Genomic DNA, 13,483 nt, shown 5'->3' on the forward strand with positions numbered 1-13,483 from the left:
TTCAATAAGCTTCCGGTGTGAACAATCCTTGCTTACCTTGAAGTTTCACTAATGCTTCTGCAAAAAAGTAATCTCCATAAATAATCGAGACATTTAGATACTTCTGCTCTGGATAATGAACCGTTCCTTTGGAGATCAATCCTTCGCCCCCTGTTTCTCGCGACGAAAATTGTTCATATAATCCTTGCACTAACAATTCACCTGCACGTTGATAAAAAGACTGCTCTTGCTCTGGTACATGGCGAGCCAGTTCTAACAATCCACTGGCTGCTATCGCTGCGGCTGACGAATCCCAGGCTATCCGATGCTCATCCGGTGCACGAAAATCCCAGAAAGGCACAATGTCTTCGCCTAATTCGGTCAGGAAAAATTGAGCTGTTTGCTTCGCAATCTCCAGATATCGTTGTTCTCCTGTGTAGGCATAAGACAAAGCAAATCCATGAAGTGCCCATGCTGTTCCTCTAGCCCATGCTGAACCGGGAGCGAATCCTTGTCCGCCATGTTCTTTTACCTTTTCGCCGGTAAATGGATCAAATTCAACTGCATGACAGATCGAATGATCTTCCCGTACAAATTCTTTTGCTATCGTATCGGCATGCTCTATCGCAAGTGCTTGATAACGTGGATCTCCTGTTTCTTTGGATGCCCAGTACAATAGCGGTAGATTCATCATACTATCAATAATAGCCACCCCGCGTGTATCCATAAAAGTAGAGCCAAAATTCCATGCACGAATATAACGACCACGCACATTATATCTTGCTGCCAATAGATTCGCTGCTAGCAATCCACGACGACGAGATTCTAAATTACCGGATAATCGGTAATGTGCTACTCCGCTAAGAAGCCATGTAAATCCTAGATCATGATCGACTTTTTCTGGATCATAGAGACATTGCTCCAATTGAACTTCACAACTTTCCGCCCATGCAGAGACATCGATATGGTTGTTAATCGCTTGTTCTTGCGTAGAGGAATCTGTAGCTGAATTCGGGCGTGCAGGTGTAGAATGAACCAACCATAACAATCCCGGCCAAAATCCTGCTGTCCACCACTCTGCTTCACGACGATCATATTCACCTTGTTCAGCCACATGAGGAAATTGATCTTGAATCACTGTGGCTGTAGTGGATGTTTGTTGAACGACCCAATTCCATGCTTCTGTCTGCCAGACGGTCGGTGCTGTAGTATTCATATCGTATCTCCTTTGCTTTTCACAGGCGTATGCCCTGTATACAATTTGTATAGCTTGAGAAAATAGCTTTTATACTGATAACCTAACATCTGGGATACTTCATCAACTGTACCATTTCCTGCGGTAATCCATTCTTTAGCACGCTGCATTTTGACACGTGTCGCATATTCAATAAAGGTCTCACCGGTTTCTTTTTTGAACAATCGACTAAAATAACTGGCATTCAAATGTAAATGTTCTGCCACCTCTTCTAATTTGACCAGACGATTCATATGTTGTTCGACATAATTGCGAGCATGAATAATTTCAGAGCGACAATTGGCTTGTAATGTCCAATCTCTTGATAATATAGCCAGCGCTCCAAAGCGGATATTCATCCATTCGGTAAGTTCATGGATATGACGAATATGCCCCATTTCACGGTGTAATTCTTCCACTGAGAACGCAAACGGTCGCTCATGCAATTGTTGTTGCTTTAATTGCCAGTCGATTGCTAATTTGAGCATAAATGTTTTGACTGTTTCTGGATGATAACGTTCTTGCTTGAGACGTTCAATCCAATTGCTAATCCAGAGATTAATCTCACCATCAGGCAAAAGTGCCAATGACAATGATTCTGCCGCAGTTCCATAATTGGCAAATAAATCACTTTCTTTTTGAAAATCTAGTCGATAGCTAGAATCGCATAGTGTAGACGGTGGTAAGTAAAAATAACGATCAGCTTCTGCTTGCAATTGAATAGTATCGTTTATCGCTTCTTGCAAATGCATTGTTTTGGAACCACACACGGTAACAATCTCTGCTTTGGCAAATTTCTGCACACTATAGATCAATTGGTACATCACTTCATGCAGTATTCTTTCTTGTTCAGCACTAGAGCGAATCGGCAAAGCAAACCAGATAAAGCCTTCGCCAGGGCTTTTGCTCAAATGCACAGCGGTTCCTGAATGTTCTACTATTTCTTCGACAATATTTTCTACAGTAAATGAAAGCAAATCTAGATCATGAAATCGCTGTTTGCGCTCTTCATTGGCTGTGACAGTGTAATAGACAGGTAGAATCAATTTGCCACGTGTGTCTAATCCAAAATGAGTCAATCGCTGAATCCCATATTCTTCATCTTGAATACTACCTGACAACAATTCACTGGTGAATTTGCGCTTAATTAATAATCGATGTCGCAAATGATCTTCTTGTAACCGTTGATGTTCACTGGAATGCGATTGAGCTTGATCCAGTCGCTGGCGTATCTGTTCAAGGATAGGTACCAATTGATCTGCGGTTAGATTTTCTTTGAGCAAATAATCTTGTACGCCTAACTTCACCGCTTGTTGTGCATAAGCAAATTCTCCATGACAAGAAATAATGACTGACATTAGTGATGGATGTGTCTGCTTGAGCGTAGAAATGAATTGAATCCCATCGATCTTAGGCATTCCAATATCGGTAATCAATACATCTGGAGTGTGTTCCTGCCCATAAGTAAGCGCTTCCTCTGGATCACTAAAAGAACCTGCTAACTGAAAGCCCAGTTGCTCCCACGGGACAGCGCGAGACAAATAATGAAGTACGGGCATGCTATCATCGACCAGTATGACGCTATACATCATCATCAACCTCCTTTGATATCTCAAGCTAAATTATGTTCTATAGCTAGGGCTCCAATCTATTGCTTATGCGGCAATCCGATCTTGATCTCTGTTCCTTCGCCGGGATGACTTTCGATGTGTACTTGTACAGCAGAACCATAGATCATTTGCAAACGACGGATCACATTCGTCAAACCAATTCCTGAGATGGCAGGCACAGAGGGTGAACTTGACTTGTATTCTGCTGAGCTATGATCGGATGATGTCTTTTCACTCATGTTGTCTGTATCTGCTGTTGCTACATCTGTTTTGGATAAGTCCGTATGTGTAGATGCTGATAATGATAAAGGATGTTGAGCGTATTCTATGTTTGGTTTCTGAATCTGATCTATCACTTGTTGTACTGCTTGCAAACGTTCTTCGTTCATCCCTTCGCCACTATCACGAATACTGATCCATAGCACATTACCTTTCAACCAGGATTGTATCCACAAAATACCGCCGTACTTCGATAATCCATGATGGTAAGCGTTCTCAACCAATGGTTGAACAATAAATCGTGGAACATAAATACCAACCGTATCTGTAGCTAATTCCATTTCTACATGTACTTTAACTTCGCGCTGAAAATCCACCAAACGAATATAATGTTGTACCGTTTCTATTTCTTCTTGTAGTGGAATACACTCATTGCCCCGATTCACTGTCATGCGTAGCAATGAAGATAGTGAGCCTAGTAACACTGCCGCTTCTTCAGAACCTTTTAACAATAGATCCATCCGGATCGCACCTAGAATATTAAAAAGAAAATGAGGATTGATCTGTGCTTGGAGCATTTCCAGCTCTGCTTTGCGACGTTCGCTTTGTTCGCATTCTATCTGGATAATCATCTCTTCAACTCGATCTAACATCGCATCTAGCGATTGACCGAGTACACCTGCTTCATCTTCTCCACGAATACCGGAACGAATACTGAGATTATCGTTATCAATTTTGCGAACAACTCCTGTTAATTTGACAATCGGACGGGTCAAACGTGCAATCCCTAGTACCAGCAAAATCAGAAAAACGATCAACACTGCCATCTGTACAAAATTAGTCACTTGATAGATACGATTAATCTTTTCAGCGGCAACGCCATAAGGAACTAATCCTTCCAATCTCCATCCAGCGACAGACATGTCTCTTTCCAGTTCAAGAATACCTTCTCGTTGTTGATATAGCTGTGTAAAATCGCTACCGATCCATGCGTTATTCGGATGAGAAATAATCTTGTTATCGGCTCCAACGATCATCATCTGAATCGTAGAATTGTACTTATTGAGTACGGCTTTGAGTTGTTCTTCATTCATACTCACGATCACATAACCATAGACTTTACCTGATAATAAACGTAGACTACGAGCTACCGAAAGCATATATGTTGGTGGTTCTTCTTTCGATTGCAGATACGATGGATGAAGTAAAAAATTCAGCTTCCCACCTGTTACAAATGAACCGCTATTGGTCAGTTGATGGATATCGAGCTTATCAAGCTGGTATTGATCCGACTGGAAATTGCTATATACCATTTTACCATTTCCTGTCCAGACCGAAATATAGACTTGTTCGCCTGCATAAGAAAGATTGTCTAGCTTTTTGGTGACATCAGATGCTTCGGTCTGTCCTACATAGATTCCGCTACGCCGATATTTAAGTGCTAGATTGAGTTCTTGATCCAAGTACAGGTAATTGGAAATATAGATCAGCCGATTGATCTGATCGGTTAAGTACAGATTCGCTGCATCCAATGAATTGCCTGCATTTTGCAAAACGGTTTCTTTCATCATGTCTTTGGTTAGCCAGCTAGATAACATTGTGCCTGCGCCGATCGTTAACAGTAAGCAACAGGCTACGGAGGCAATTAGCTTGCCCCTTAGTGAAGTGTGCCAGATTCTCCTCCATGCCTTCATGCTCATATGACCTTTCATTGTGGATTAAAAGTTTACATCAAAAATGGTGGGTGGGAGCGTGAAGGAGGTTGTCCGCTGCGGTAAAGGAATTGTCCTTGTCATCGCTGTTGAACAAAAATACCTTGATTGACCTGAACGGTCGGTATTTTTATTCAAAGGCGACCGCTTCGCTTTTTCAGGACAATTTCCTTTACCTCCGCTCCGACGCTCCTTAGCTCCCACGCAATTTCTTGATGTAAAGCTTTCTTAATTTGGGGTAGCCGTTTTAGGGCTGAAAGAAATTAGTTTGTTTTATAAGAATAGTTGGTTTTGTGGTGATTGGGATTTCTTTGTTATGGGTTTTGTAGCTTTAGTATAGAGTTCTTTAGTATAGAGTTTTGGCTATTTTATAAGAATGTTTTAGATGAATGGTGTGATTTTATTTTTAGTTGGTTTAGTTAGTATATAGGTTTGTTTTTATTTTAGAGAAATTCATTTCATTTTTTTTGTTTGGTTTATGATTTGGTTTTTTTATAGTCTTTGTATAGATGCTATAGATTAGCTTTTGTTGGCGTCTATGATTTGTTGGACGATGGCTTTGGCGTTGGTGATGGTGGTGTCGATGTCTTGTTTTTGTAGGATATATTTTTCGAACTCGGCGTTGACTTCTTGTTCGATTTCACTCAAATATGGGACAGCAGGAGCTTTGTTGATGCCTTTGCTGACTTTGAAAGTATAGATGAGTGAGTCTAGATCGACATTTTCTGGATGGGTACCATTGTTGATAATACTCTCCAATGCTTTGCTTACATCTGCTTTTTGCCAAGAAGAAATATCTGTGCCTTGCGCTTGAATACCTTCTGTAGTCATCCAGCGGATAAATTTCATCGAAGCGTCTTGTTTGTCTGAACCTGCACCGATTCCATAGTAATCGTAGTCATTGCTAGAATAGATTTCTTTGGCATCTGCGCTATTTTTGGGATAAGGTGCGACAGCTACTTTGAAGTCTGGTGCAGATTCTTTGCTACCTGCGATATTAGAGTTCATCCAGCTTCCCATGACTAACATACTTGCCGATCCACCTAGAAATTGATCACGATAGTTTAACTTTTGGGAAATAGCATCGCTATAAGGAACAGCGGATTTGTCTTCATGTTCTGCATTATACCGAAGTTCAAACGATGCTCGGAAATTCGGATCGTCCATATTGGATGTTCCGTCTGCTTTGAGATAACTATTGTTCTCCGGTTGATTCAATAGTTCTAGTAGCGTCTGAGATGCCCATGTATGGAAGTATACACCATAGTAGCTATGATCCGGTGCTGTTAATTTTTTGGCATATTCTCGAAATTCGTCCCATGTCCAATCGGTAGGTACTTTTAAGCCTGCTTTATCCAGACGATCTTTATTTAACAATACATACGTAATTGCACGCTTACCTGGCAGTGCATAACGTTTACCATCGACAGCGAAGTCTGCTAGATATTCATCTTCATATTTAAAATCAATCAGATCGTCTAGCGGTGCAAATAGTCCCATATCGACACGTTGAGCATACGTATTGGCATTGTTGACCATCACAACATCGATCGGATCACCCGAACCTGCGGCAAGGTCTAACTTTTTGATATATTCATCAGTATCACTTTTTTCAGACAAGCCTACATATTGCACTTCGATATCTGGATTCTTTTTTTGCCATGCTGTATAGACATCATCCCAATGGAATTGATCTTTGGTATACCATGTGTAAAATGTGATTTTCGTTTTACCATCTGCGGTTGTTGCTGCATCTTTAGCCGGGCCACATCCTGCGAGTACCAATAGTAGACAGCAACTTATAATAATCATTGATTTCCATCGTAGATTCAATTTCATGATAATCCCCCTTAGAATGTATACATTGTGTATAAAAATAAATTACGTTTATCCTTTGACACCACCGAGTGCAATGCCACCAATCACATGTTTTTGAGCCAGTAAAAAGACGATCACTAGCGGTAAAATAGCCGAGCATGTACCTGCCATAATCAGCGAATAGTATTCGCCGGTCGCATCGGCAAAGCGGTTAATTCCTAGTTGAACCGTAAATAGTTCTGGCGAACGTAGAAAGATTAGAGGTGCTTGATAATCGTTCCATGTCCAGATAAAACGCAGAATCGCATATGTAGCGATAAATGGTTGCACTAACGGTAATGCTATTTGAGCAAAAATTCGTAGATGCCCTGCTCCATCAATCTTAGCGGATTCAATAAATTCACTATGAATCGACATAAATGCTTGTCGTAACATAAATGTGCCTAGTGCGCTGAACGATTCGAGCAATACCAATCCGATATGGGTATCAAAAAGCCCTAGACTGCGATACATAATAAATTGAGGAACCAGTACCGCCTGCCCTGGAATCATAAAAGTCAGTAAGACGATAATAAATAATGTATCCCGACCGCGAAAATAGATTTTGGAGAACGCATATGCTGCCATTGCTGAGGTAATGACTGAGATTAGAATGGTCATCACCGATACTTTGATCGAGTTCCAGTAATACAGCATAAATGGCGGATCACCGAACCAGACAGCACGATAATTTTCGACTACATTCCAGTTATGCGGAATCCATTGCACCGGATATTTGAATACATCAGCTTCTGGCTTGAACGATGCTGACAACATCCAGATAAAAGGTAGTAAAAAGATAACGCCTATCACCAGCATGATAACGGTTACAATAATTTTCGTCAAAGACAGTTTATCTTTTGTCGGACGTTGAGATGAAGATACATGTGGAGCTGAAATCGGATGTTCCAACAGCTACACCTCCTTATAGCATCATAATAATTTAGTAGTTAACCCACTTTTTCTGACCCCAAAATTGAACAACTGTAATCAGTAAAATCACAGCGAACAGAAAGACCGATTCTGCGGCGGCGTATCCCATTTTCAAATTTACAAAAGCTTGATCATAAATTTCATAGACCATAACATTGGTTGATTTGGCAGGGCCACCTTGTGTCAGTACAGCGATCAGGTCGAACGTTTTGAACGAATAAATGATACCTGTAATCAATAAGAAAAATGTAGTTGGTGATAACATCGGTACAGTGATCGAACGGAACTTACGCCATGATGAAGCTCCATCAATATCGGCTGCTTCGTACAAGTCTTTGGGAATCGACTGTAACCCTGCTAGATAGACGACCATATTGAAGCCTATCGATGTCCAGACTGTAATCATCATAATCGAAGGTAGCGCATAGGTAGGATCTGCTAACCATTTCGGTGGATTGGTAACACCTAGAGACATTAGAAATCCATTTACAGGCCCTTGAGAAGGATGAAATAAAATCTGAAATACAATTGCTACGGCAACCACACTTGAAATATACGGCATAAAGTAAATAATTTTGAAAAAGCTTTTGAAATACACTTTCTCATCCACTACAATCGCTATAACTAATGAAAATAAAAGTGTGAATGGTACAGCTAATAGTAATTTGATATTGTTCAGCATCGATACAAAAAACGATTTATCTTGGAACAAATGACGGAAATTATCAAGTCCGATCATCTCAACTCCGCGAAACCCTTGAATAAAGTTCCACTTGGTTAGACTTATAAAAAAGAGTGAGACCATCGGAATTAAAATAAAAACGGTAAGTCCGATCAACATCGGAGCAGCAAATAGATAACCAGCAATCGTTTCTTTGGCTGTTGTTGAAAGCCAGCGCTTGGACGAAGATGAAGCTGTAGATTGCGATGCAGAACGTTCCACGATTGGTACCTCCTTGTAGAATAGTGCCACAGCCGCGGACTGTAGCAGGTATTCAGTTGATATCTTATGTTCTAAGTGTATCGTGGAACAGTTGTTCATTTAAGACACAGAACTGACCTGTTTACAAACAATTTTTACCTTTTACGATTTCATGAGAAATTATTTTTCTGTTATGAACTATTATTAGGATCTATTAGTTGTTTATCAGCAAAAAATTATATTAAGTGTCTTCACAACTATAGATAATAAAATAGACAACAAAAAAAGCAGTCTGGTTATTGTATCCAGACTACTTTCTGTATAAGCATCATCAGCTAGACTATATTTTATGCTCAATCCTATCTGATTATAAAAAGAGTTCAAAAGAAATACGTGAACCTGTGGCTTGAATTCTTGCTCCTCGTAATAATCCGTTACGACTGGCTACCTCATTCGCTTCGTTAGGAAACGTAATCGTTGCTTGCGGGGTACGTGGTACGATTCGTATATACTGATCACGATAAGTCACTGTAATCACTTCTACCTGTTCTTGCTCTATCATCGTTGCTGACGATGCCCCTGCCGTATCTGCTGTATCCCGTTCATTCATTGATTGTTCTGCACGAGCTATTAATGATTGACGATCGATTCGTTCTGTCTTAATCGCAGACGATGCTTGTCCGTCAGATAGAAATAAAGGAATCCACGCTCCGATCTGCTTGATCTGTTCTGTAGATGGATCATGCTCTGCTTCATCATTAGCAACAACTTCATACGTTACCACGATATGTCCAGGAGACTGTTCATGGGTCGCAACTACATGATTAATGCCTTGTAATGGTCCCTTCCATCGTATGACCAGATGATTATGATCTGCGTTGGTCGAAGATTGCTCAATACGATAAGAACCTCCACCATCAGACGGATCAACTCCTGCATCACGATCAAAAGGAATCGCAGTCGGTATTCCTTCTGCTAGATGATGCCATACGTTATCTGCTGTCTGCCATGCAGGCATATGAATAAGCGGGAAAATATCACCTGCGTTAAACTCTGTAAATCCTTGATCTCTATGTCCGGGAGAAGAAGTAGCTAGATTCGCATGTAATCCGGCACGCTGAATACGTGCTATACCTGGAATGATATACGGATCATTCAGCGCAGTATGAATGACTATCTGCTGATCTGGTACTGAACTAAAGACCGTCTCAAACCAACCATCTGCTTGAAGAGTACGACTTCCTAACTCTGCCGGAATAGGATAAGGTGTAATCTCTTCTGTTTGTTCATACCAGAGCGTATAGGTCAGTGCAGCCGCTGTCCATAGATTATACGTCGTATGATTGCTATACACTTCATATCCATGTCGTTGCTCTGCCGGAAAATGATTACGAACGATCTGCACATATCCTTCAGAAGTTTGCCACTTTTCTATCGCTGCCCATGTCTTATCCGCTGCACGCCGAAATGCTCCAGCCCATTGTAATGCTCCATCTGCATACGCTTGCTGGGCTTGCATCGTAAATACAAATGCTGCTGCCGCTTCATTCCATTGATGCTGTGCACTGCGCCCTCGCGGAGGTAATTCTCCAAGTGGTGATAATGTTAATAATGAACTGATCGCTCCATGCTGTAACTGACTTTGCAAAGCGGTTGCTGTTGTGCCAGCATATCCCGATAACATCATCACACCCAGATGATAACGAGTCGCAATATCGTAAGCAAACGGGCTATTGGGTCGATCTAGCGGCCCATCTTCATACCAGCCAAGTGATGTAAAGCGAGGCAGATGGTACTTTTGCAAATAGTCGTCTATCCATGTTGTATCCTTAGAAGCTATACCTTCGGCTTGCCGTATCACTTCTCCAGACAACATAATCGCATTCCAGTTGATCATACGATTCGGATTTTTCATTTTGCTCATCGTAAATAAATAAGTCTGTTCCGGTTCAATCGTTGCCAATGCTTGTCGCCACCGTTCGGCTTGTGCTGGCATTTTTTCTTTAAGAATACGATAAGCTCCCATAATCATTACAATAAAAAAATCAGGATGTTGATCCGGTGTTCGCTCCGATACTAACAACTCAATACTATGAGTTAACGCAGACGCCGCAGAATCAATTAAGTCTTCTCGTCCGCTACTCACTAACACCGCCGCCGCAAGAGCATACGAAGGTGTCGAATAATAACGTTCGGCTTGCGAATAAGGATCGATAATCGCTCCATCGGCTTGCTGATGAGTCGCATAATAATCTACCATTTGACTGAGCATCTTCACTTTGCGTTCATGTGTCCAATCCGATGCAGGTAAAGGCTGACTTTGATGCAATAATTGTTCATATTCACGTGCCTCATCTGCCCACCCATAAGAAGATGGATTCCATCTATTCCACTGTTTCAAAATAACACCTTCTTTCGGTCTTTTGATAGTTCATGATTACGTCTATTTCTTCATGAGTTCAGTGTAGCACCTTGCTTGATCCGATAAGATTCACAGATTTGACTGATTAAGCGACAATCTTGACTCTGGTTATCATGCTAAAGATGGAATAGATGTAATTACAAATGATAGATCGATTACTACAGTGATTGTATGTTCTGAATGTGAGATGCCTTCTAACGAAGGGTTATTTGCTGTAATACTCTTTTGCTCTATAGATTGTTGTTGTATTCCTTGTTCTATAGAAGCAACATGCTGAATCGATGTTCGATACAATACGATTGCCGCACCATGATGATCGACATGTTGGATCACTTCCACTGTGACCTTTTCTTGAGCTTGGGCAAGCTTTACACAGACTTCTGCTTTGTTGCCAATCCAGCGCACAGTATCAGCTTCTATAATCGGCTCTATAGTACTCATAAATCGTTCAACAATTGGCGGCGTAGCGTGATCTAGTGAATGAGTACTACTTTCCTGTGCACTAAATCTATTCTTCTCTCCCTGCGGTTGAAGATTAAATGTAAATCGATCGATCAATTGCAACGTGGCTTCTGCTTGATCTTGTGAAACAGACCAATCCAGATCACGAGTATACTGTTGTAAAGTCGGATGTGCATATGCTTTGGTGATATCTAGCTTCCATATCGCACGATCTGTCTGCCCCTCTCTCCATAGACGCTGTTCTAACACATGAGACTCTGCTTCACGTCCAATTTGTTGCTCCTGACCATTTATCTGCGGAACCGAATGCCCTGCTGACGAAATATTCAAAATCTGTTCTCTGCCAGGTGCAAAATAAGCCTGTGTATAAAACCCTGCTCCAAGATCAGATAATATATTTTCTCCACCAGCATGAATAATGAACGAACCCAGATCATTATGATTATGAGGTTCATCATTATGCCCGCCTTTGGTTGCCAGCGCTATCGTCATATCAGACTTGGAAAGATTACTTTTGCAGATCATCCAATTCAGATCAGGTAAATAGATCCCACCTTCCTGTCCATTGACCTGCACAGAATCATCAGACGCAAAGTAACTTTCATCTGACCATAACAAATTACGAATCAAATGCGCCCATCGGCGACAAGGATCATCTACCAATAGATTGATCTGAAAAGGTAACGAATACTCATGCTCTGTCCATTTGCCTAATTGCGATAATAATCCAGGTGGCAATATCTCTTGTTCATCACTATCCGAGAAATTAACAAATACTCCGTCTGACAAATGAAGATGTTCTGGAAAAGCCGCCATCTGTGCAATCTTAGTAGAACGCAATAGATGTTCATATTGTGGTTCTGCACGTATCAACATATCTGCAAAATAAGTATAATAACCGAATCCATAGACCCAATACCCTAATCCCTCTGCACATCCTCCATCTTCACCATACCCTGATAAAAAGTGACTCATTGCTTGAATCATCCGTTCCAGAATCTGAACCCGTCTAGGATCATCTTGCTTCAGTAATAATAAAGCGGCAATTCCGCATCCTGATCCACAGACAGCCGACCAATTATGATCTGCGGTCTCCCAGCCGAATAATGGATTAGGTTCGCTCAATGGCTTGAATATCCGTCGCTGCACTTCGGACTCGATCCGTTCTATAATGCGATCATCTAACCGCCTCCGAAATAACGTACTTAGCTCCGCTAACATACCGGCTGTCTCTGCTGCAAACAAATCAATCTCTTCCCATACCGGTCGTTGTGCGTGTTGGTTGGACTGTGGCAAATGTGCAGGTAAGCACCATGTATACTCATTGCAGATATCCCATAATGCTTCTTCTAATGCTTCTATGTACGATGTACTCTCATCGGTTGTGTGTAGGCTTATGATCGCCAACGCTCCGATACGCCCTCTTTTTTCAAAATAAAGCTGTTGATACTGCTCCCGTCCTCCATGATCAGCAAATTCACGAAAAGCTTCAAACGACAGTACAGGGATCGGAAGAATCAACGCTTCATTCGCTAAATGCTGTAACTCTGTCCACCATGCTGCATAGTTAGGATTGCTTAATGTATGTTGTACTCGCTTTTCCAGATCATCTATCCCCCATAGTAAAGCAGAGGACTTGGTAGAAATATTCATAATATTCACCCCTTAGATAGAATAGTTGTTGATTGTTTTGAAGATAACGCTTTCAACGATAAATGTATATCTATTATGAATTTTTCATATAATGAAATAATTATAAATGACTGGATATTTGAGCATTATAGGTTATGCTATATAAAAATATATACCGAATTGGAGGAATAATGATGAGTGTAAATATTGAGTTGGAACAACATATTACTACCTTGACCGACGAGGAAAAAAATGATTTTATCAAACATGTCTATTTAATCCTAAATAATCGTAGCAATTCGGATCTAATCGTTAGAGCTAAAATTAGTGAATTAGTAGGTCGTTATATCAATATCAGTAAATAACATACATCGCCTACGATGATGTAACTATTCATGATATCATTCTGCATTTTTAAATATAGAATAATCATTTTTGGCAAATAAAAAGTCGCTTTTTTATCAAAGCGACTTTTTGTGTTGCATGCTATTTTTGTATTAA

The 13,483-nt window shown here is 40.8% G+C and carries 9 protein-coding genes; 1 reads left to right on the forward strand and 8 read right to left on the reverse strand.

Translation table 11 applies throughout. From position 1 onward, the window contains the following. Window position 1 precedes the first annotated feature (1 nt). The 8 genes from QE450_RS11455 to QE450_RS11490 form a co-directional block, all read right to left on the reverse strand. The gene (locus QE450_RS11455; protein WP_307299448.1) at window positions 2-1,195 is read right to left on the reverse strand and encodes a glycoside hydrolase family protein; all 1,194 of its coding nucleotides are present in this window, start codon (window positions 1,193-1,195) and stop codon (window positions 2-4) included. Beyond that, window positions 1,192-2,805: a response regulator transcription factor gene (locus QE450_RS11460; protein ID WP_307299450.1), complete on the reverse strand. Its 1,614-nt coding sequence runs from the start codon at window positions 2,803-2,805 to the stop codon at window positions 1,192-1,194. Before QE450_RS11460 ends, QE450_RS11455 begins: the two co-directional genes overlap by 4 nt. Window positions 2,806-2,861: 56 nt before the next feature. Next, window positions 2,862-4,736, reverse strand: coding sequence for a sensor histidine kinase (locus tag QE450_RS11465; protein ID WP_307299452.1), 1,875 nt, complete (start codon window positions 4,734-4,736; stop codon window positions 2,862-2,864). 537 nt (window positions 4,737-5,273) lie between these two features. After that, complete coding sequence (locus tag QE450_RS11470; RefSeq protein WP_307299454.1) at window positions 5,274-6,593, reverse strand: ABC transporter substrate-binding protein; 1,320 nt, start codon at window positions 6,591-6,593, stop codon at window positions 5,274-5,276. 48 nt (window positions 6,594-6,641) lie between these two features. Then, window positions 6,642-7,430: a carbohydrate ABC transporter permease gene (locus QE450_RS11475; protein ID WP_274172901.1), complete on the reverse strand. Its 789-nt coding sequence runs from the start codon at window positions 7,428-7,430 to the stop codon at window positions 6,642-6,644. Between the two features lie 124 nt (window positions 7,431-7,554). After that, a complete protein-coding gene (locus tag QE450_RS11480) occupies window positions 7,555-8,487 on the reverse strand; it encodes a carbohydrate ABC transporter permease (protein ID WP_273612922.1) in 933 nt (310 codons plus the stop codon). 346 nt (window positions 8,488-8,833) lie between these two features. Then, window positions 8,834-10,867, reverse strand: a complete 2,034-nt coding sequence (locus QE450_RS11485) for a glycosyl hydrolase (RefSeq protein WP_307299456.1) — start codon at window positions 10,865-10,867, stop codon at window positions 8,834-8,836. 132 nt (window positions 10,868-10,999) lie between these two features. Beyond that, window positions 11,000-13,003, reverse strand: coding sequence for a heparinase II/III domain-containing protein (locus QE450_RS11490; protein ID WP_307299458.1), 2,004 nt, complete (start codon window positions 13,001-13,003; stop codon window positions 11,000-11,002). A gap of 173 nt (window positions 13,004-13,176) precedes the next feature. Between QE450_RS11490 and QE450_RS11495 the strand changes: the two genes are divergently transcribed. Beyond that, window positions 13,177-13,347, forward strand: a complete 171-nt coding sequence (locus QE450_RS11495; RefSeq protein WP_273612925.1) for a hypothetical protein — start codon at window positions 13,177-13,179, stop codon at window positions 13,345-13,347. Window positions 13,348-13,483 lie beyond the last annotated feature (136 nt).

This window comes from Paenibacillus sp. SORGH_AS_0306, assembly GCF_030819345.1.
Lineage (GTDB): Bacteria > Bacillota > Bacilli > Paenibacillales > Paenibacillaceae > Saccharibacillus > Saccharibacillus kyungheensis.

Bases quoted from the DNA above. Each gene is read 5' to 3' on its own strand.
- QE450_RS11455 (WP_307299448.1), bottom strand. From the start codon at position 1,195: ATGAATACTACAGCACCGACCGTCTGGCAGACAGAAGCATGGAATTGG.
- QE450_RS11460 (WP_307299450.1), bottom strand. From the start codon at position 2,805: ATGATGTATAGCGTCATACTGGTCGATGATAGCATGCCCGTACTTCAT.
- QE450_RS11465 (WP_307299452.1), bottom strand. From the start codon at position 4,736: ATGAAGGCATGGAGGAGAATCTGGCACACTTCACTAAGGGGCAAGCTA.
- QE450_RS11470 (WP_307299454.1), bottom strand. From the start codon at position 6,593: ATGAAATTGAATCTACGATGGAAATCAATGATTATTATAAGTTGCTGT.
- QE450_RS11475 (WP_274172901.1), bottom strand. From the start codon at position 7,430: ATGCTGGTGATAGGCGTTATCTTTTTACTACCTTTTATCTGGATGTTG.
- QE450_RS11490 (WP_307299458.1), bottom strand. From the start codon at position 13,003: ATGAATATTTCTACCAAGTCCTCTGCTTTACTATGGGGGATAGATGAT.
- QE450_RS11495 (WP_273612925.1), top strand. From the start codon at position 13,177: ATGAGTGTAAATATTGAGTTGGAACAACATATTACTACCTTGACCGAC.